Origin of the sequence: Paenibacillus sp. S-12, assembly GCF_030363895.1 — a bacterium.
In the GTDB taxonomy this organism is placed as follows: Bacteria; Bacillota; Bacilli; order Paenibacillales; family Paenibacillaceae; genus Paenibacillus_B; species Paenibacillus_B alvei.
This window is the reverse complement of sequence record NZ_JASIUF010000003.1, coordinates 29,784-48,556: the sequence shown is the minus strand read 5'-3', so window position 1 is coordinate 48,556 and position 18,773 is coordinate 29,784. Positions and strand designations below refer to the sequence as shown.

Below are 18,773 nucleotides of genomic sequence, written 5' to 3'. Positions count from 1 at the left end.
GCTCTGTGTAGACAGAAGGCTATGCACTTTCTTTTTGTACTTGTGTTTTACGATTCCGATGTTTTCAATTGTTCGCAAATAATAAAAGGCTACCCCGCACGCGCGCAGGGTAGCCAAATCATTAGTGCATTTCGATTAGCGGGAACCACCGGAAAGCGATTGTTGTGCCATTTGCACCAAACGCTTCGTCATGTATCCCCCGATAGAGCCAGTGTCACGGGAAGTGTAGTTCCCGTAGTAGCCGTCTTGTGGAATTGGAACACCCAATTCCTGAGCAATTTCGAATTTCATTTGCTGCAATGCAGCAGTAGCTTGAGGAACAACCAAGTTGTTGGAGCCAGAACGATTAGACATAGGTGAATCTCCTTTCGCAATTAGGCGCTTCTAGTTGTGCAAGCTTGCAAACTTATTTTATCCGGCCTTCAAAATGTTATACTTATCTGTAACATTATTTTGCGAAAAGGAGTCATCCCTATGAACAAATGGTTATCTCTATGGTTCGCCTGCTCGTCAATCGCACTGCTAATCGCAACAGCCATATCCATCAGCCACAGTGTCTGGCTTGCTCTCCTCTTTACTGCGCTAGCCATCATCAATATGGGATTAGGCTTCATTGTAAAGGCTAAGCTTCGTCGTCGAGGAGCCGCTCAACAAGAGCGTACAGCAAACCAGTAAGGCTTCAAGGCCGTTAGTCCGTTCACATTTACTGCGGGAGAACAAAGCCCATCCGGCGCTTCACTTCCGTCAAAGTCTGCTCTGCCGCTTCACGTGCTCGCTCAGCACCACGACGCAGCGCCTCGTGATGTTCACCTGTGCGTCTTACCTCATGATAGCGGGCTTGAAGCGGCTCGATGAGCGCAGCTACATGCTCTGCCAAGTCTTTCTTGAAAGGACCGTACATTTGCCCTTCGTACTTCGCTTCAATTTCTGCAATAGACATACCAGCAGCGTGAGCATAAATGCTCATCAAGTTGCTGATTTCCGGCTTATTCGCAGGATCGTACTTCACAAGCGCTTCAGAGTCCGTCTTCGCACGGCTGATCTTCTTGCGAATGACAGCTGGATCATCTAGCAAGGCAATAAAGCTTCCAGGGTTAGGATTGCTTTTGCTCATTTTCTTGGAGGCATCATCCAATGACATAATACGCGCCCCTACTTCTGGAATATAGGGTTCAGGCACCGTCAGGAACTCGCCGAAACGCCCATTGAACCGGGCAGCCAAATCTCGTGTAAGTTCCAAATGCTGCTTTTGATCATCGCCAACAGGAACAAGGTCAGCTTGATATAACAAAATATCTGCAGCCATCAATGCCGGATATACGAATAACCCCGTACCTACTGACTGCTTGCCTTCCGACTTATCCTTAAATTGCGTCATTCGCTCCAGCTCACCCATATAGGAGAGTGTCGTCATCAACCATCCAAGCTCTGCATGCTGATGAACATGAGATTGCAGGAAGATGTTCGATTTGTTTGGATCCAGGCCAGCTGCAATATACAAGGCAGCGACAGCCTCTGTCTGCTCCCGCAGTTTTTCCGGCTCCTGTGGAACAGTTATCGCATGCAGGTCTACAACCATAAAGAAACATTCATGCTCATGCTGCAGCTTCACAAAATTTTGGATTGCTCCAATGTAGTTACCGAGTGTCAGTTGACCGCTAGGCTGAATACCCGAGAGTACGCGTTTCATCACGCAACACTTCCTTTTCTACAAATATCATTCTTCCTAGAACGCAAAAAAGGCCCTTCATCCGCAAGGGACGAAGAACCGTGGTGCCACCCTAATTCGCCTGCATATTCAATAATACTGCGCCCTATCTTACGAGCACAACAAGGAAGCATTCATCAGCAATTGCCGACTTCCTCTCTGCAAGCCTTATACTCAGTAACGCTGAGTTGCGGCCATGTCTACTTCATGTATTTCACAGGTTCAACATAGCTTTCCGAGGCCCATTCCACCTATGCATTCGCGTCGGTTCACAGCAACCACCGACTCTCTGGAGCTACCGCATAGCGTACTTGCCCTCATCATCAATTTCTTTGTTTTCGATTTCGATCCTCACTTATGCGAGCTCTACATAACTAAGAATTAGCCATAAGAATAGCGAAGATTTATCGATTTGTCAATCAATCTCTAGTCTATGCCATGTCTTTGGCAATTCTCCACCCTAATTTAGCTTCAATGACTTTCAAGCATGAATTTGCTATCATGAAAAGTAACTAATCATTACATAACTCCACGAGTAAAGGGGCAAAACGCATGTACCAAATAACGAAAGGCACATGGAACGAGTATGAAACCGTCATTTTGCATAGCGACACACTTGAGGCAACCTTGCTGCCATCGCTAGGCGCTAATCTCATTCGGTTATGGGACAAAGTGCTTGAACGCGACATACTGCGTACACCAGCCGAAAGCGATCTAGATTATTATATGACGAAGCCTTATCACTTCGGCATTCCGATGCTTATGCCTCCAGGACGAATCCGCCGCGGACAATTCCAGTATGCTGGCGTCTCCTATCAATTCGATCAAAATACAGCCAACAACAACCATATCCATGGACTCCATCGCTTGCAGTCTTGGCAAGTTGTCCGAGCTGAAGCCTTGGAGGATCGCGCTATGGTCACCGTTCAATTCCACTCCTCTGATGACAAGCACTGGATGGAGCAATACCCTACTCCGCTCCAGTTCGAGCTTACTTATGAACTAAAGGGGAGCCAGTTGACTCAGCAACTGCAAGTCACCAATGTCGGCGGTCAGGCTGCACCATTTGGCTTTGGGACACATACCTGGTTCCAGCTTGACGGTGAACCGGAACGTTGGAAACTGCAGGTTCCTGTTACAGGTGTGTACGAACTTGACGAGGAGCTCATTATGACAGGGAATACATTGCCGCTTGGCGATAATGAACAACTGATTGAAGGAATGAACTTAGAGGGGACCGACTTCGATACCGTGTTCAGCATTGGGGAGCATAAGCCTGAGGCTTGGCTGTCCCGCGAAGATGGATACCGCATTCGTTATACAGGCAACGAACCATGGTTTAAACATTGGGTGCTCTATACGCGAGGCAATGCCAATGAGATTATTTGTGTGGAACCATATACATGGCTTCCTGATGCACCTAATCTTCCGTTCAGCAATGATGTTACAGGCCTAATAGAACTCGAACCGAACAAGCCGATTGTTCTTCAATTGGAACTTGAAATTCAACACCCATAAATGGGAGCGTGTCCGAATATCAACTCACTTTCCGCCATAATGCCAAGTCATCCAGACTTGGCATTATTTACATTCCAAAACGATCACTTCCTCTCGCATATTTCACCTCTATCTCTCCATAATAACTATCACAAGGAGGTGAACAACATGCCAAATCAACAACAAGGAAGCGGAAGCCGCAGCAACAATCTCGTTGTTCCTCAAGCAACTGCAGCTCTTCAACAAATGAAATTTGAGATTGCTCAAGAATTGGGTATTCCAATTTCCCAAGACGGTTACTACGGTAACTATACATCTCGTGATATGGGCTCCATCGGAGGCTACATCACAAAGCGTCTTGTGCAAATTGCTGAACAGCAATTGGCTGGTCGCGCTCGCTAATTATAGCTGTTGAGATTGTAAAGCTACACCCATACTTAACGAAAAAGCAGGAGCGTCCTACTTACAGTAAACTGTCGGAAGGTACTCCTGCTTTGTAGTTGAATAAGCATTTGTTTTTTACTTTTTATTTCATTAGGATACATTTCTGTAAGTATGTAAACTATCTTCCTTCTTCTCCAAAATATGAACCATATTGTAGTTGGATTCAAACCATGTGCTAACTTGCAACTCACCATGCTTCACCGTAAAGTCGTACACAATCTCGCCGTGCGTCCAGTTCTTCTTATGCTTCAAACTCTCAATAGCTGTTTGTAAAAATTGGGATACTTGCTGTCTCGTTAATCCTTGTCGAACCGGCTTAAGCTCCCCACCGCAGCTTTCTAAAGCATCGTGCTTGACTCCGAATTTGCCCACAATATCATTGCGAAGGCATACTACAATTGTCCCACCTGTCAGGCCAATCAGTTCTGATTCTAATTGGTCAAAAACTAGGCTGATTTGCCTAGCCAATGGCATTGAAACAGATTTCATTGATTGATTCCTCCCTTTCTCACAGAAGACGAGCTTCAAATTTTTGGTTCTTTAGTCACAGTATACAGGATTATTTTCCCTTAATCAACACATTCTTACATATCCTTATTTGAACGTTGACGAATTTCGTCTAATCGTGTTGAAATTGCTAACATTTTCATAGACCATCCTTTCCGCCGATGCTATAATAATTCCAAATTCTATATTATGGAATGACAGTGAAAAAAGGAGCGGTCTCATGAACTGGTTCTATCGGTTAAACTTCAAACAAAAGCTGTTGTTCGGCTGTTACGGTATCGTTGGTCTATTCGCATTGGCGACAATAGTCCTACTCCTAGCTGATGTAAGTGTTGCAACCGGCATAATCATTATTGCTATCTTAATCGGCATCAGTTATCCCATCATAAACCTTCTCGAAAACTCATTGAGTGCTCCAATCAAAGACATCGCCCAGTCAGCCCTTCAAGTATCCAAGGGCGACTTCTCCCAAACCCTTACCGTTACGACCAATGATTCACTTGGAGAACTTGGGCATGCATTCAATTCCATGATCATTAAGCTTCGTGAAATTTTGCGGCAAACAACCGATATTACTCGCCACGTATCCGAATCGAGCAGAGAGATGTACCATATGAATCAAAATTTGAGGCTCGTAATGGAACAAGTGACATCTTCATCAAATGAACTTGCAATTGGTGCGGCTGAAATATCTGAGGATATTGCATCAATGTCAAATTCCGTCAAGCAAATTGAGCAGAAGGTGGAGTCTTATACACATTCCACGAAGGAAATGAACGATCGCTCCGCTTTCACTGTAGGGCTTGTTACCAAGGGAAGAACCGCAGTAGAGACGCAAAGTGCCGGCATGCAACGCAATATTGAAGCAACTGATCAGGTTGCCTCAACAATCGAAGAACTAGCGAGACAGGCAGAGGGCATTTCCAAGATTACACGAACCATCTCGGATATTGCGGAACAAACCAATTTATTGTCTCTTAACGCATCCATTGAAGCAGCACGTGCAGGTGAACATGGACGCGGATTCGCGGTCGTCGCCCAAGAAGTTCGCAAGCTGGCTGAGGAATCGTCTGCTTCGACTAAGGAAGTATTTCAACTCGTAAAAAGCATTGAATCCGGCATCCGCCAAGCAATAACGAATATTCATATCAACGAAGAAGTTGTACACGCTCAAACTGATCTGATTAAAGAAACGGAACGTATATTCCTGGAGATCGTAGACAGCATCCAATTCATCACCGAACGGATCGCAACCTTTGCCTATGAGAGCGATGCGATGCTTGAAGGCGCTGTTACTATTTCGAGTGCCGTTGAGAACATTTCAGCCATTACCCAGCAATCTGCTGCTGGAACGGAACAAGTATCCGCTTCAATGAATGAACAGATTACATCCGTACAAGCGATGGCCGACGCTACTGAGCAAATGCAGCAAAAGGTCATCCAACTGCAGCGCACCATCCAAGTATTCAAATTCTAATTTACCCCAATCTATCCGGTAAATATAACAAACGGGGCAGCCTTAAGTAGCATTCTACTCAGGGCTGCCCCGTTTTTATTATGATTCCATTTTCCTGCCCTATCGCCATCAGCCTGTTAGGGTAATTTCCTGTCCATTTACATCAATGTTAAATTGCTGCTTCTTGTTCAATTGCAAGTCTACGCTGGCGATCCTTGCGGATCCATAACATGAACCCCACCGTTCCAAGAAGGGCAAGAATGAAGCCAATGCTGTACATGACGCCACCGCCATACGACTCCTGCAATGCTCCCCCAACAACTCCTCCTGCCAATCCGGACAAGCCAAAGAACACCATACCAAGCATCGATTGTCCTGTAGCTGCTAATTTCTGCGGAAGAAGCTGCACTACGAATTCGATTGCCAAAGCCCAGAAGCAAGCATACGTAATCGAATGCATTCCTTGCAGCACGATTAGCATCACCGGCTCAGTCGTGATCGAATACAACAGCCATCGAAGCGCATATAACATGCTGACAACGGAAAGCAATGTCAGCATTCGGTAGCGCTTCATGATTCGACCCATAATGAGGAAGCCAAAAACTTCACTGAATCCTGCAACGGCCCACGCAATCGAGATCTGCCCGGAGGTTGCGCCCAAATCGCTCATATGCAGCGACAATAGCGCATCGTTCATCCGGTGAGGCATCCCAATGACAAAAATAAGAGCAAGCAATACTAGCAAGGATGGAATGGTGAGCGCCTTTTTCAAAATGGTCATATTCACCACTTCATCAGTCTCACTATCCTCATATCTCGGTTCCTTCAAAAAGAACATGCCGATAAAAAAGCTGGACCAAACTGGCAAATACATCCAGAATAGCGAATCCACTCCACCCAGCAAATCGAATACCTGCGCTAGCGTTACAGCCGTAATGGTAAAACCAACCGATCCCCAAAGGCGAACGGCTCCATACGATTGCTGCATTGAATTGGCTATTTTAACTGTTAACGTATCAAGCAAGGAAATCGATGGAAGATAGCAAATATACAAAATCAGAATACTAACCGCGACAAGGATACGATCCGTTGTCAAAAAAGCTAATGACGCTGATATTCCCAATACAATCCACAGGCCGATCAATAGGGGGCGAACCTTTCGGATGCGGTCACTAATCAGACCTGCGGCAGGCTGTGCAAACATCGCCAGAAAAGGCCCCAACATTAATAAAGTGCCTACTTCAAACGGTTCGAAGCCCCGCTCCCGCAATAGGAGCGGCAAATAAGAAAGCAGTACGGCATTCGTTGAGTAAAACAAAGCATGGAACAGCTTAAGAAGCCTAGTTGATGTCACCAAGTTGTTTTCCTTTCTATTTAAGCCTCATTTAACTTGCACGGTCTATCCATTGTCACTCTAATTTATTCAGTCATTTGCAGGAACAATTCCACGTCTTGCAATGTTACATCTATCGCCGATTGCCAGAAATCTGGCTTCGTCAAATCCACGCCAAGGTGCTTCTGTGCAAGATCTTCTACCGTCATTACCGCTGTATCTCTCAGCAACGCATCATATTTCGCTGCGAAGGACTCACCTTCCTGCAATGCACGCGCGTATAATCCCGTACTGAACAAATAGCCGAATGTGTATGGGAAGTTGTAGAACGGTACACCAGTCATGTAGAAATGCAGCTTGGACGCCCAGAAGTGCGGGTGGTATGAATCCAATGTACCACAGAACGCTTCCTTCTGTGCTTCTTCCATAAGTGAGCACAGTTCCTCTGAGGACAATACGCCTTGCTTGCGCTTCTCATAGAAGCGAGTCTCGAACAGGAAGCGCGCGTGAATATTCATGTAGAACGCAATCGAGCGTTGAAGCTTATCTTCCAACAGCGCCAGCTTCTCCTTCTCGTCCTTCGCCTGCTTCACCGCTGAATCTGCTACGATCATCTCTGCAAATGTGGAAGCCGTCTCTGCCACATTCATCGCATATTCCCGTGCAAATGGAGGCAAGCCTTCCATCACATGCGTATGATAACCATGTCCAAGCTCATGTGCAAGCGTGGACACGTTCGATGGTGTGCCAGCATAAGTCATGAATATACGCGTTTCCTTGCTTACAGGCATTGATGTACAGAACCCGCCTGGGCGCTTGCCAGAGCGATCTTCTGCTTCAATCCAGCGCTTTTCGAAAGCATTCACTGCGAATTCAGCCATGCGTGGACTGAATTTCTCGAATTGCTCTACAATTGTACGCGCGCCATCATCATAAGAGATTTTCGATTGCGTGCCGCCAATTGGCGCTTCTACATCACACCATGTGAGTTTTTCCACACCAAGCAGCTTAGCCTTGCGCTCCAAGTACTTCACAAACGCTGGCTTGTTGCGTGTAATGGTTTCCCACATAGCATTCAGCGTCGCCTGCGACATCCGATTGTATGCAAGGGGCTCCTTCAACACATCTTTCCATCCGCGGTTCTCATACAGTTTCAAACGGAAGCCTGCAATGCGGTTCAATGCGTCTGCACAGTAGTCTGCACGCTCTCCCCATGCCTCTTCCCACTTCATAAACATGTCCTCACGGACCGAACGATCAGCATCGGACAGCTTGTTGTCAGCTTGTCCTGCTGAAAGATGCACCGTCTCCCCATTCTCTTCATGCGTGATACGGAAATGGGATACAATTGTATTGTAGTTGGCACTCCATCCATGATATCCGTCCGTTGCCAAATCGCCTACAAGCGCTTCCTTCTCCGGCGACATTTTCTCTTTTGCCCATTCACGGCGTTCAGTCAAATTGAAGCGAATTCCTTCAATTTCAGGCAGTACAACGAATTCAGACCATACTTGCTCATCCATGCCGCGCAATAGCTCATCATACAACGTATTTAAAGTTACCATTCGGGCACCGATGGAACGTACACGATCCGATAATTGAATCGCTTTCTTATCCTTCACATTTTGTGCCGTCAAACAGCCTATGTAAGCACCAGCCTCACGCAACTCTATAATCAATTGCTGCAGTTGCTCAGTCAATTTGGCAAGCTGTTGCGCCTCTTTAACAGATTGAGGTATCGCCATTGCCTTAAGCTCATTCGTGATCGAAGCAATCTTTTGCTCACTGGATGATAATGAAGCCTTCAGTGCTTCAGATTCTGATCCACCTTCAAAAAAGACATCCAAATCCCATGTTTGACTTAACGGTTGTTTCATCGTGCACACACCTTTCATTTGGCTTAATTTGTCCACCCTATTCAACCTTGCAAAGTTTGAGTTTTGCATCTTGACCGTGTATAACTAAACTATATCAAAATCATATGAACTCGCATAGGGAGGATCGTGAGATGAGACCATTACCAATCTCCGCAGACACCGCTGTCAAACTGTCTAAGGCACTTCATGTTCCCTTAGAGCAGCTCATGCATATGCCGCAGCACATTCTATTGCAAAAGCTTGCTGAACTTAATAAAGCACAACAGAACCCTTCTGATACAGACAAATCACCGGAGAATACCACGGAATGATACCATTTGAAAACACACTGCCGTATGATCATGTCATGGGTGACCTGTACGTGTCTTCCTGTCCATTCTGTCATAAAGACAATGTCCTTCTCCCAATCAAGCCAAGTGAGCTTCCGGATATCCATGACGGCAAGAAAAGGCTCCTTGTATTCCCATGCTGCCGCAACCGTCTCGTTATTGTTGATGCAGACAGCGATTATTTACTTGCAGATCGAGCTATTCGTTAATTTCAGACGCTGAGAACAAGACAAAGACGCGTATCCATGCCAGTTGTGCCGGATACACGTCTTTTTGTCTATTCATCCATTCGGCGATCAATTATGTATTTTGTACGTCTTCGGTTCCTTCTCTCATTTCCTCGCGGATAAGGGTCCATTGCTCTCTGGCAGCTCGGATCATTGCCGCATCCATGATTCGTTTGTCGTGGATAATTCGACTGAAACATTTGACTGCCTCATTAAATTCACCTAATCTGCGATGCAGCTCTCCAATGATATAAATAAGCCGCGCATCATTTTGATCCCGCCATTCCTGTTCAAGCACTGCAACGTAGGCTTCAAGCGCGAATTGCAAATATCGTCGTTCTTCCACCACATCATTCCGATATCGATACAACCAAGCAATATGATGAAGGATGCCCGCGACCACCCGATGGCTCTCCCCAATAGTCTGGGCAGTTAACAGCGCAAGCTGGTACGTTGCAAGCGCATCCTCCCAAGTACGTTCGCCACCGTAATCGTGAGTTGTCCACTGCTTCGCAATGCGTTCCTCGAATTTCTTGCGCTGCGGTTCATACCAGTGCTTTAAAGAATTTTCTGTGGATGCACATCCACATGAAGGACATACCCGAACCACATAATAGTCCGGATTTACCTTCCCGTTATCATAGTGCGTACAAAAGTCACTGTCGATGAGTGTAGGCTTCTTGAAGCGAGGCCGTACACGCGAGGTGACAAATACTTGCTCACAGTAAGGGCATCCTACCTTTACCGTAAACAGCGGTTCAACCTCCATAAATCGTTCCTCTTTTCTGCTGATCGATTATGTCGAGTCATACGAAGTCCATTGAAAACGACACCATTATGGAATACATGAGCCGTTCTGTTAAGAAGCAACAAATCAGGCCTCGTCATTCGTATTAATAAAATGATAGGCTGGTCCTGACAAGCGATCTATGACCATTGTCGCAAGCCCTGGCTCCATATTTATTTCATGAAGCACTTCCCGCATGCAGCCTAACCATGCATCTGCACGCTCACGCGTAACCGGAAACGGCAAATGCCGCGCCCGCATCATCGGGTGCCCGAACTGATCTGAATAGATCGGAGGTCCTCCAAAAAACTGCGTCAAGAACATAAACTGCCGTTCCATTACAGGTTCAATATCCTCTGGGAATAAAGGCGCAAGCAAAGGATGAGCCTGAACTCGTGGATAGAAAGCTTCAACCATCTTCCGCACCGTTGCCTCTCCACCGATTGCCTCATATATCGATTGACTATACCGTTCCATAATCGCTCCTATCTATTCCATGATGCGGCTGCAACCAGCAGCCGGTACATAGGCAATGAAGTAGTCCATGTTCAACACTTTATTACAAACGAGCAGAAGTTTCAATCAATTGAGCGATGAACACATAAATAAGAACACAAAAAAACGCTGAGCATCTGTTCAGCGTCTGGACGTAGCGGTATTATATTTTCTTACTTAACATTTACCAATCTTCTTCTGGAGATCCCATTAACGACTCTCGAATGACATATACAAAAGCACATACGAGGATGCCTGCGATAATGCTCATTCCAATCACCCCTAACGATCGGATACGCATAATTCATCTTTCTTTATTTTAGTGTACCATAATGTTTCCCAAAAAAACACGGAGAAATGCAAGCGTTTCCTTTACGTTTTGATTACAGAATGAAGACAAAATTGTATCACGGCCGCAGTGTTCGAAAGGAGAACTGCATGATTGTTGCCCCTTCATCATATGTTGGTATAGCAGTGGTCGTCCCATTGACTGAACATAACAGAGGGAGTGAATTAGCAATGAGCCGCCCGCGGACAAGCTCCTCCATGCTTATCACGTTCATCGCAGCAGCAATTAGCATGTTTATTTTATTGATGATGATATATCCAAATACCGTTTTAACCGCTTCTACACGGGGATTGGCCATATGGTGGGACGTTTTGTTCCCTTCCCTGCTCCCATTCTTTATTATATCCGAGGCATTGCTTGGTTTCGGCATTGTACACTTCATCGGCACGCTGCTCGATCCAATTATGCGCCCAATGTTCCGTATTCCTGGAATTGGCGGCTTCGTGGTTGCGATGGGGTTCGCTTCCGGGTATCCTGTTGGGGCTAAGCTAACGACGCAATTGCGGCTGCAAAAGCTAATCTCCCGTGAAGAAGGAGAACGTCTCGTTGCCTTTACTACTTCATCCGATCCTATTTTTCTGATTGGTGCCGTCTCCATTGGCTTCTTCGGCGACGCTCGGCTCGCCCTCACCATCGCCCTTGCACATTATGGATCCGCATTCGTCGTTGGGCTGCTGATGCGATTTCACGCTCCGCAAGCTCCAATGACTCCATTAACATCATCAACCGAACTTACTGCACCTGGCGGCCAGTGTACAAAGAGAGCTTCCATACTGATTAGAGCGTTCTGGGCCATGCATGTGGCGAGGCAGAAGGATGGCCGCTCCCTAGGAACGTTATTGCAGGAGGCTGTTACCTCTTCCTTGAAGCTTATGATCGTAGTGGGTGGTCTCGTCGTATTCTTCTCCGTCGCATTGGACTTATTAACTGTGATTGGTGTTATGCATACATGGGAGGCAGTGCTCCAATGGTTCCTTCGAGCCGTTCACCTGCCCCCTTCTTTATCCTCTGCCTTCTCCGGCGGAATATTCGAGGTTACACTTGGGGCTAAGGGGGCTGGAGCAGCAGGCTCTGCCGGTATGCATGCACAGGTGGTTGCTGCTGCATGGATACTATCATGGGGCGGACTGTCTGTGCATGCACAAATCGTCAGTATTATGAACCAGTGTGATTTAAGATATATGCCGTTCTTGTTGTCTCGGCTTGTCCACAGCTTACTTGCAGCACTTGCCGCCTGTATTTTATATCCGCTGCTGCATTTAAGCACCGTGCAGTCTCTGCTGCCTGCTTGGCTTTCGAGCTCCCGCCACTCCATGCAAACATTGAAGATATGGGATATAGCATGGTCAGCTACGCAGACCGGACTTATGACTGCAACAATTTTGATCGGCTTATTAAGCGCTGCCTCTGCAGCTATCGTACTGCTTCGATATATGCGCCGAACCAGCAAATAAGATGACCTTGGCACTGATTAGATGAAATGGCGATTGTATTCCCGCTGTAGAACGTATAATATGGAATTGGATATACTCGTTATAAATCTTAATGAATAGCAGTGCAAAGGAGCCAACGCCTTGAAGTACGCAGTAATGAACCGGGGAGACGACGTATCAGCCGCATTGGCCGATACGTTCCACCAACTGGCCAACGCTCGGGGCCTAGTCCGTGATGATGACGAACCGAATATTGTATTGTCTATAGGCGGAGACGGCACGATGCTTCAAGCGTTCCACCGATACATCAATCAGCTTGATCAGCTGGCATTCGTGGGCATACATACCGGCCACCTCGGATTTTACGCCGATTGGAAGCCAGATGAAATTGAGATGCTCGTACAGTTGATCGCAGAAAATCGATCTCAAGACCAAATCTCACCGCGCATCGTCAAGTATCCGTTAATTGAATTGCAGTTAGACGCAGATGACGCCGAATACTGCAAGACATACATCGCCTTAAATGAATTTACGCTTAAAGGGGTAGAAAACACGCTCGTCGCACAAATTGATATTAATGACGAGCTGTTCGAAATGTTCCGCGGAGATGGGATATGCGTGTCTACCCCATCAGGAAGCACAGCATACAATAAGAGTCTTGGCGGCGCTATGGTGCATCCTTCTATCGCATCGTTACAGCTTGCTGAAATTGCGTCCATTAACAACCGTGTGTACCGTACACTCGGTTCATCGCTCATTTTGCCAAAGCACCATCATTGTGACATCCATTCCCGAAAGAAGCAAAAGCTGCTCCTTACGGTCGATCATATCAACATACCGCTGGAGCAATTGCACTCCATCCGCTGCCGGGTCGCTGATCAGAAGGTGACATTTATCCGATATCGTCCGTTCCCATTCTGGAATCGGGTAAGAGAAGCCTTCCTCGGTTATGATGAGCACGGCTGCTATAACGTATAGATCTCGACTTCGATTCCCGCTGTTCTGTTGGAACGGTGGGGCATATTTGTATTCTAACTTCGTTGAAATATAAACGGCACCCCTATTCATTTCTAATGAATAGGGGTGCCGTTTATAGCTATGATCTTCTTCGTTTTTAGGAACGCACTTCTTTAGGCGTGCGTTCTCCCCGCTCTGCCCGCTCCTTCGGTTCCGCAGCCGCCCTAGGCTGCTGACCAGAAGGATTCGCTGCGCCGCCCTTGCCATTATTCTGCTTGTTGCGGTTGCGAGAATGACGAGGCTTGCGCTCAGATGAGGATGGCTTTTGTACAGGATCTGTCACCGCATCTTGATTAGATTGCTTCGGCTGCAGCGCGATTCCTTGCTTCGGTTGCTGCGGCAGATCCTCAGTAGGCGCTTCCAATGCTGCTGCACCTTCCTGTTCTGCTTCATCTCCTAGCTCGCCAGCCGTTCGCACACGGGCATCCTTATTGCCTACCTTCTCCAATATGAAATAGGCACAGCCAAAATTGCAGTATTCATTAATGTAATCCATCATTCCGGACAGGGCCGTATCCTTTGTGGATTTCGCATGAGTGTCACGGAAGAAACCTTTGAGGCGAAGCTGATTGTAGCCCCAATCCCCTAGAATGTAATCATACCGTTCCAGTACTTCACTATAACGCCCCTTGAATGCTTCTGGATTCCATGCGTTTTTGTACTCATGAATGACTTCGTACGATCTGCCTCCAATTTGAATCACGTCCGTGATTCCCCCTTCCCCTGCCATAGCAGGCTCAAGCACGAACGGAGGAGCGCGCTTTATCGAGGTTGTTTCGAAGAGGCCTGCATGCTCCTCTCATCCCGATTGCCACTGCCTTCTCCTTATAAGTATCGCAAGCAGCACTCATAAGGAGTCAGGGTGTTTCGAGTAGATCCAATCTTCTTGCTGCTGGACATCGGCTTCTCGAACGGGCACTCATTAGGCGAACTCCGTCTCATACCCATCGACTCGCCGCTGCTTATGCTTGTGCGGTCATTGACTTATGAGCGGACTGGACTTGTTCATGCGCATGGTAGGAACTGCGTACGAGCGGTCCCGATTCCACATGGCTGAACCCACGCTTCAATCCTTCGTTCTTCAGCTCTGCAAATTGTTCTGGAGTGTAATATTTCTCGACGTACAAGTGCTTCTTCGTCGGCTGTAAATATTGCCCAATCGTCATGATGTTGCAATCAACGGCACGAAGATCGTCCATTGTCTGCAAAATTTCATCCCATTCTTCTCCTACACCAAGCATGATGCTGGATTTTGTAGGAATGTTCGGCTGCATTTCCTTTGCACGCTTCAACAATTCGAGTGTACGCTCATACTTCGCCTTCGCACGTACACGGTCGGACAACCGTTCAACCGTCTCGACGTTATGATTGAGTATGTCTGGCTTCGCATCCATTACCAGCTTAAGCGCATCCCAATTGCCCATGAAGTCGGGGATCAGCACTTCCACACTGCAGAGTGGCAACCGGCGACGAATCGCACGTATCGTCTCTGCAAAGATCGATGCTCCCCCATCTTTCAAATCGTCTCTGGCTACGGATGTAACGACACAATGGCGCAAGCCCATGCGCTCTGCAGCTTCTGCTACGCGTTCTGGCTCCTGCAAGTCCAATTCCGTCGGCATGCCGGTATTAACCGCACAGAAGCGGCAAGCACGAGTGCAGATGTCGCCCAAAATCATAAACGTCGCCGTGCGGTTCGCCCAACATTCATAGATGTTCGGACAACGTGCTTCCTCGCATACAGTGTGCAACGTTTTGGAGCGCATCATGTCTTTGATCTCGGAATAGTTCTCTCCCGTAGTCAGCTTGATGCGTATCCAATCTGGTTTCTGCTTCTGCTCTCTCGTTTTCATGGAGTCTACCTTCCTTCTTGTTCGCTTAACCTTGACCTAATTCTGTATTATACCATGAACCCTTCAAAATCTATACCTGCGTGTCCATTGCTTGGATAAAAAGGCCATTTACGCACATTCTAACATTAAATCGACCTTTTCAGGTATGGAATAAGGAGGAAATTTGCGTCATGAGACAAGCTCCACCCTATATATGTGCAGGACTTGCCTTGTGGATAGGGCTAATAGCACCATTCTCAGCAATTGTAACTCACGCAGCTCCGTCTAATTCAGAGCAGCTGAAAAAGCAATCCGGACAGCATTCAGGGATTGAAAAAAATTCTAGTCAATCATCGGCTCCAGAAGGGGCTGTATGGAAAGAAAGACGCGATTTGTACGAGCAAATATCGATACTGACCGGAATCCCTTGGTACCGCTTAGCTGCCATCGATCAGTATGAGCGTGCATTGACGAAGGCAAACCCAAAGCAGCGCAAGCATCCGGACAGACTCACAGGCATATATGTTGATCCGCTTAAATGGGTTGGCATGATGAATCCAGACATAAACGATAACAATCCTAAATCCATCTCTTTATTCCGTGGAATCGGGCGTGATGGTTCCGGTGACAAGCGTGCGGATTCCACGAATGATGTGGACTTGCTGTATAGCGTCGCTTCGCGAATTGGCGCTTATGGACCGAATGACGAAGATTTTGGCAATGGACTGTGGAATTATTATACAAATCCACGCGCGGTTCAGCGTGTCCAGCAGTATGCGCGAATTTTCGAGCATTTCGATAAATTGGATTTGTTCGAGTACACCTTCCCATTGCCTCTTGGAAGCTCCTACTCTTATCGAAGCACCTTTGGAATGGGACGGCATTACGGGGGATACCGTATTCACGAAGGCACCGATATCTTTGCCGGGTATGGTGTGCCTGTGCGCAGCACCTGCTACGGCATTGTCGAGGTGAAGGGCTGGAACCGTTACGGCGGCTGGCGGATCGGCATACGCGATCTGAATAACATTTACCATTACTACGCCCACTTGTCTGGCTATGAAAAAAACATTAAGGTCGGCGATATCGTTACCCCTGGACAAACGGTAGGGTGGGTCGGCAGCTCAGGCTACGGCAAGCCAGGGACATCTGGCAAATTTCCTCCCCATCTCCACTATGGGCTGTATCGGGATCGAGGGCTTGTGGAATATGCATTCGATCCATTCCCGCTTCTGTATCAATGGGAACAGTCAGACAAACGCAAGCGGATGAAATCTAATCGGCGTTAATGAAACACCTTATATGGAAGCAAAAGGGCACACCTGTCGACTGATGCCGATGGAACGTGCCCTTTCTGTTAGTGATTTCACTTCACCATATGTCGCGATGTTCGCAGCCGCCATTTTCTCCGATATCTTATACGTTTCTTCATTTGGATGCACCAATGTTTCAAGACTAGCCTTCGTGACCGCCTTGCTGTACCTCACCGGTATCAGCAGGAGCTGGCGGGGCATGTGGTTCTATTTGTGCAGGAACAGTTATTCCTCCCTGTTTGCTTCCTAAGCTGCTACCGCTCCCTACACTGTTTGGAATCGACTGCATAGGCAATGACAAGGCAGGAGCCTTCTCTCGATTCGCTCCCACCGGCTGCCCCTTTCCGTCATAATAGTACATCGGAACATCACCTACGACGAGCAGATAAGAAATAGGGATTTGCGTCTCAACCACTTCTGGTTCCAAATCAAAAGGAATAACGATCGCAACTTCTTCCGTTACTTTAATATACACCTCAACCAATACCATATTGATGCCAACATCCATTGGGCGGGTATTCAGTTCCACCTTAACCGCACCTTGCGGCTCCATCTTAACCGGAATCCGCGGGCCAAAGGATGCGATCAACGGGCTGCCCAACGCTTGACCCAGCGGAATCTTGTCACTAATTTCATGGATGTTTTTTAGAGATGATTCTACGATATCCACTGTTTCTGAGGTAATTCGCATATGCTCGTTGTAATTGAGAACAAAGCTCGTCACCTTGCCGCGAGAATCTGTCTTCCACTCAATAAGCTTATCCAGCTCTCTTCCCCGCATCACTTGATCAGTAATCGCTCGATTAATGGCCTGCGTCGCAATTTGCTTCACACGAATTTTGGCCAAATGCATAAGCGGCCCCTTTACATTTCGATCTACATAGACGAATAATTGCACCGTCAACAGTGTAAAAATCACGAGCGCAATAAAAAAGGCTCTACGCTTCCGCTTCGGCTTCGATTGTCTGCTGCTCCATCCTGAAGCGCTCTTTGCATCTACTTGAACCGCTGTAGACCTGCGTGGGCGCCACCCCGATGCTTTCCATCCTGTGCGACGTCTGCTCCAGGAAATTTTCGGCCATCTCCATCGCCGTGCGCGGAACCCGCTCGAACGCCACCTGTTCACATCCGATTCCCCCTTCCGGTCGGTGCAACGAGCAGCCTGTACGTTTTCAGTGTATGCTTGCCCCGAGGAAAAAAGAAGAAGCCGTCCGAGCGAACACGCCTATTTCAACTGTTTATTGATCTCATCGCATATCTTTTTATAACGATAGTGATCAATCGACCAGAATACTGCAAAAATGAGCAGCCCCACTCCTAAGTTGCGGACAATAGCCTGCCACTCCGAAGTTAGAATCAACGAAGCTCCAATAAGGATACCTATAATAAGGAATATTTGAAGCGCACTCTTCCACATATACGGTATTTTCTGAATCGAATACACATAGGAAGTGAGGCCGGAGCATATACCAATGCCTATACAAGCTGTCCAATATTTCATAAACTCAGCAAACGCATAGGCTACAAGCTCATTCTCCATGGTTGTAAACTGCCATGCCTGTACATACATCACCAGACTGCCCATCAGCATTCCTAACATCATAATCTTCCATATTTTAGGCATCACTTATCCCCCCATAATTTTGTGCCGAAGTGCCTTAATGTATTGTCTTGAAATGTATACGGACTCCGCACCATCCCTCAGCTTAGCTAGAAAAGGGGTGCCCAATGTCGGCTCAATATGCGCAATATTGCCGATGTTGAGAATGACCGATTTGGAAATGCGCATAAATCGATCCTGCGGGAGCTGCTGCTCCAACTCATACAGGCGAAAGCTAAGTCGGTACTGCTTCCTGCCTTGAACCGCATACACATAGTCACCCTGTGTCTCGAAATAGGAGATATCTTTTACATCCAGCACATATTGCCGATCCTCATCTGTTCCGATCATGTGCCGAAGCGTGGACTGCTGCAGCAACTGAATTTGTTCGAGCAGTCGCTGTATTTCTGCATCCAGCACACGGCTTCGAATGATGATTTCATCTTCTTCAATGCTCTCATCGATTTGAACCCTAATTTTCATCTCGTCCCCCCTTCGAAATCATTATATAACGGGGATCTGGGAAATTGAGGATAACAAGGGTTACTGATTACATTCCTTCGATAAGT

At 47.0% G+C, this 18,773-nt stretch carries 20 protein-coding genes, 1 pseudogene and 1 other annotated feature; of the genes and pseudogenes, 9 read left to right on the top strand and 12 right to left on the bottom strand.

Annotated elements, in window-relative coordinates:
* Positions 1-135: 135 nt before the first annotated feature.
* On the bottom strand, positions 136-354 hold the full coding sequence (locus NO352_RS01605) for an alpha/beta-type small acid-soluble spore protein (RefSeq protein WP_005551143.1): 219 nt from the start codon (positions 352-354) through the stop codon (positions 136-138).
* 120 nt (positions 355-474) lie between these two features.
* Between NO352_RS01605 and NO352_RS01600 the strand changes: the two genes are divergently transcribed.
* A complete protein-coding gene (locus tag NO352_RS01600) occupies positions 475-675 on the top strand; it encodes a DUF5325 family protein (RefSeq protein WP_005551144.1) in 201 nt (66 codons plus the stop codon).
* Between the two features lie 28 nt (positions 676-703).
* Here the strand turns inward: NO352_RS01600 and trpS are convergent, their stop codons facing one another.
* Positions 704-1,690, bottom strand: coding sequence for a tryptophan--tRNA ligase (trpS, locus tag NO352_RS01595; protein WP_005551146.1), 987 nt, complete (start codon positions 1,688-1,690; stop codon positions 704-706).
* A gap of 63 nt (positions 1,691-1,753) precedes the next feature.
* Positions 1,754-2,041 (bottom strand) — a binding site (T-box leader).
* Positions 2,042-2,260: 219 nt separating this feature from the next.
* On the opposite strand from trpS, the gene NO352_RS01590 reads away from it, so the two are divergent.
* Together NO352_RS01590 and NO352_RS01585 are read left to right on the top strand one after the other, a co-directional pair.
* Positions 2,261-3,226, top strand: coding sequence for an aldose 1-epimerase (locus NO352_RS01590; RefSeq protein WP_289354787.1), 966 nt, complete (start codon positions 2,261-2,263; stop codon positions 3,224-3,226).
* Positions 3,227-3,373: 147 nt separating this feature from the next.
* Entirely contained in the window at positions 3,374-3,607 is a 234-nt protein-coding gene (locus tag NO352_RS01585; RefSeq protein ID WP_005551150.1) for an alpha/beta-type small acid-soluble spore protein, read from the top strand.
* A gap of 132 nt (positions 3,608-3,739) precedes the next feature.
* On the opposite strand, the gene NO352_RS01580 is transcribed toward NO352_RS01585, so the two are convergent.
* Positions 3,740-4,138 carry a hypothetical protein gene (locus tag NO352_RS01580; RefSeq protein WP_005551152.1) on the bottom strand — a complete coding sequence of 133 codons (399 nt, stop codon included), beginning with the start codon at positions 4,136-4,138 and terminating at the stop codon, positions 3,740-3,742.
* A 238-nt stretch (positions 4,139-4,376) separates the two neighbouring features.
* On the opposite strand from NO352_RS01580, the gene NO352_RS01575 reads away from it, so the two are divergent.
* The gene (locus NO352_RS01575; RefSeq protein ID WP_268619988.1) at positions 4,377-5,633 is read left to right on the top strand and encodes a methyl-accepting chemotaxis protein; all 1,257 of its coding nucleotides are present in this window, start codon (positions 4,377-4,379) and stop codon (positions 5,631-5,633) included.
* Between the two features lie 148 nt (positions 5,634-5,781).
* Here the strand turns inward: NO352_RS01575 and NO352_RS01570 are convergent, their stop codons facing one another.
* On the bottom strand, positions 5,782-6,966 hold the full coding sequence (locus tag NO352_RS01570; RefSeq protein ID WP_268619987.1) for an MFS transporter: 1,185 nt from the start codon (positions 6,964-6,966) through the stop codon (positions 5,782-5,784).
* Positions 6,967-7,031: 65 nt separating this feature from the next.
* Positions 7,032-8,822: a M3 family oligoendopeptidase gene (locus NO352_RS01565; protein WP_268619986.1), complete on the bottom strand. Its 1,791-nt coding sequence runs from the start codon at positions 8,820-8,822 to the stop codon at positions 7,032-7,034.
* A 131-nt stretch (positions 8,823-8,953) separates the two neighbouring features.
* On the opposite strand from NO352_RS01565, the gene NO352_RS01560 reads away from it, so the two are divergent.
* Together NO352_RS01560 and NO352_RS01555 are read left to right on the top strand one after the other, a co-directional pair.
* On the top strand, positions 8,954-9,133 hold the full coding sequence (locus NO352_RS01560; protein ID WP_005551157.1) for a YycC family protein: 180 nt from the start codon (positions 8,954-8,956) through the stop codon (positions 9,131-9,133).
* The gene (locus NO352_RS01555; RefSeq protein ID WP_005551158.1) at positions 9,130-9,360 is read left to right on the top strand and encodes a hypothetical protein; all 231 of its coding nucleotides are present in this window, start codon (positions 9,130-9,132) and stop codon (positions 9,358-9,360) included. Before NO352_RS01560 ends, NO352_RS01555 begins: the two co-directional genes overlap by 4 nt.
* 91 nt (positions 9,361-9,451) lie before the next feature.
* Here the strand turns inward: NO352_RS01555 and NO352_RS01550 are convergent, their stop codons facing one another.
* Both NO352_RS01550 and NO352_RS01545 read right to left on the bottom strand, forming a co-directional pair.
* Positions 9,452-10,147 carry a DUF2225 domain-containing protein gene (locus NO352_RS01550; protein ID WP_005551161.1) on the bottom strand — a complete coding sequence of 232 codons (696 nt, stop codon included), beginning with the start codon at positions 10,145-10,147 and terminating at the stop codon, positions 9,452-9,454.
* A 105-nt stretch (positions 10,148-10,252) separates the two neighbouring features.
* On the bottom strand, positions 10,253-10,642 hold the full coding sequence (locus NO352_RS01545; RefSeq protein ID WP_289354786.1) for a globin domain-containing protein: 390 nt from the start codon (positions 10,640-10,642) through the stop codon (positions 10,253-10,255).
* Positions 10,643-11,179: 537 nt separating this feature from the next.
* Between NO352_RS01545 and ylbJ the strand changes: the two genes are divergently transcribed.
* Together ylbJ and NO352_RS01535 are read left to right on the top strand one after the other, a co-directional pair.
* A complete protein-coding gene (gene ylbJ, locus NO352_RS01540; RefSeq protein ID WP_289354785.1) occupies positions 11,180-12,463 on the top strand; it encodes a sporulation integral membrane protein YlbJ in 1,284 nt (427 codons plus the stop codon).
* A 120-nt stretch (positions 12,464-12,583) separates the two neighbouring features.
* Positions 12,584-13,420 (top strand): NAD kinase, encoded by an 837-nt coding sequence (locus tag NO352_RS01535; RefSeq protein ID WP_289354784.1) that lies wholly within the window; start codon positions 12,584-12,586, stop codon positions 13,418-13,420.
* Positions 13,421-13,556: 136 nt separating this feature from the next.
* On the opposite strand, the gene NO352_RS01530 is transcribed toward NO352_RS01535, so the two are convergent.
* On the bottom strand, positions 13,557-14,162 hold the full coding sequence (locus NO352_RS01530; RefSeq protein WP_289354783.1) for a YutD family protein: 606 nt from the start codon (positions 14,160-14,162) through the stop codon (positions 13,557-13,559).
* A gap of 259 nt (positions 14,163-14,421) precedes the next feature.
* A pseudogene (gene lipA / locus NO352_RS01525) lies at positions 14,422-15,324 on the bottom strand (lipoyl synthase); the annotation flags it as partial.
* 158 nt (positions 15,325-15,482) lie between these two features.
* On the opposite strand from lipA, the gene NO352_RS01520 reads away from it, so the two are divergent.
* Positions 15,483-16,580, top strand: coding sequence for a M23 family metallopeptidase (locus tag NO352_RS01520; RefSeq protein ID WP_005551172.1), 1,098 nt, complete (start codon positions 15,483-15,485; stop codon positions 16,578-16,580).
* 166 nt (positions 16,581-16,746) lie between these two features.
* On the opposite strand, the gene yunB is transcribed toward NO352_RS01520, so the two are convergent.
* The 3 genes from yunB to NO352_RS01505 all read right to left on the bottom strand — a co-directional run bounded on the left by yunB (position 16,747) and on the right by NO352_RS01505 (position 18,687).
* On the bottom strand, positions 16,747-17,730 hold the full coding sequence (gene yunB, locus NO352_RS01515; protein ID WP_005551173.1) for a sporulation protein YunB: 984 nt from the start codon (positions 17,728-17,730) through the stop codon (positions 16,747-16,749).
* A 99-nt stretch (positions 17,731-17,829) separates the two neighbouring features.
* Positions 17,830-18,228, bottom strand: coding sequence for a DUF3021 family protein (locus tag NO352_RS01510; protein ID WP_005551175.1), 399 nt, complete (start codon positions 18,226-18,228; stop codon positions 17,830-17,832).
* Positions 18,229-18,231: 3 nt separating this feature from the next.
* The gene (locus tag NO352_RS01505; protein WP_005551177.1) at positions 18,232-18,687 is read right to left on the bottom strand and encodes a LytTR family DNA-binding domain-containing protein; all 456 of its coding nucleotides are present in this window, start codon (positions 18,685-18,687) and stop codon (positions 18,232-18,234) included.
* Positions 18,688-18,773: the final 86 nt, after the last annotated feature.

What these genes read in the sequence shown, in the direction of transcription:
- ylbJ (WP_289354785.1), top strand. Translation starts at nt 11,180, where the DNA reads ATGAGCCGCCCGCGGACAAGCTCCTCCATGCTTATCACGTTCATCGCA.
- NO352_RS01550 (WP_005551161.1), bottom strand. Translation starts at nt 10,147, where the DNA reads ATGGAGGTTGAACCGCTGTTTACGGTAAAGGTAGGATGCCCTTACTGT.
- NO352_RS01510 (WP_005551175.1), bottom strand. Translation starts at nt 18,228, where the DNA reads ATGCCTAAAATATGGAAGATTATGATGTTAGGAATGCTGATGGGCAGT.
- NO352_RS01520 (WP_005551172.1), top strand. Translation starts at nt 15,483, where the DNA reads ATGAGACAAGCTCCACCCTATATATGTGCAGGACTTGCCTTGTGGATA.
- NO352_RS01555 (WP_005551158.1), top strand. Translation starts at nt 9,130, where the DNA reads ATGATACCATTTGAAAACACACTGCCGTATGATCATGTCATGGGTGAC.
- NO352_RS01545 (WP_289354786.1), bottom strand. Translation starts at nt 10,642, where the DNA reads ATGGAACGGTATAGTCAATCGATATATGAGGCAATCGGTGGAGAGGCA.
- NO352_RS01585 (WP_005551150.1), top strand. Translation starts at nt 3,374, where the DNA reads ATGCCAAATCAACAACAAGGAAGCGGAAGCCGCAGCAACAATCTCGTT.
- NO352_RS01575 (WP_268619988.1), top strand. Translation starts at nt 4,377, where the DNA reads ATGAACTGGTTCTATCGGTTAAACTTCAAACAAAAGCTGTTGTTCGGC.
- NO352_RS01565 (WP_268619986.1), bottom strand. Translation starts at nt 8,822, where the DNA reads ATGAAACAACCGTTAAGTCAAACATGGGATTTGGATGTCTTTTTTGAA.
- NO352_RS01560 (WP_005551157.1), top strand. Translation starts at nt 8,954, where the DNA reads ATGAGACCATTACCAATCTCCGCAGACACCGCTGTCAAACTGTCTAAG.
- NO352_RS01580 (WP_005551152.1), bottom strand. Translation starts at nt 4,138, where the DNA reads ATGAAATCTGTTTCAATGCCATTGGCTAGGCAAATCAGCCTAGTTTTT.
- trpS (WP_005551146.1), bottom strand. Translation starts at nt 1,690, where the DNA reads ATGAAACGCGTACTCTCGGGTATTCAGCCTAGCGGTCAACTGACACTC.
- NO352_RS01600 (WP_005551144.1), top strand. Translation starts at nt 475, where the DNA reads ATGAACAAATGGTTATCTCTATGGTTCGCCTGCTCGTCAATCGCACTG.
- NO352_RS01590 (WP_289354787.1), top strand. Translation starts at nt 2,261, where the DNA reads ATGTACCAAATAACGAAAGGCACATGGAACGAGTATGAAACCGTCATT.
- NO352_RS01505 (WP_005551177.1), bottom strand. Translation starts at nt 18,687, where the DNA reads ATGAAAATTAGGGTTCAAATCGATGAGAGCATTGAAGAAGATGAAATC.
- NO352_RS01605 (WP_005551143.1), bottom strand. Translation starts at nt 354, where the DNA reads ATGTCTAATCGTTCTGGCTCCAACAACTTGGTTGTTCCTCAAGCTACT.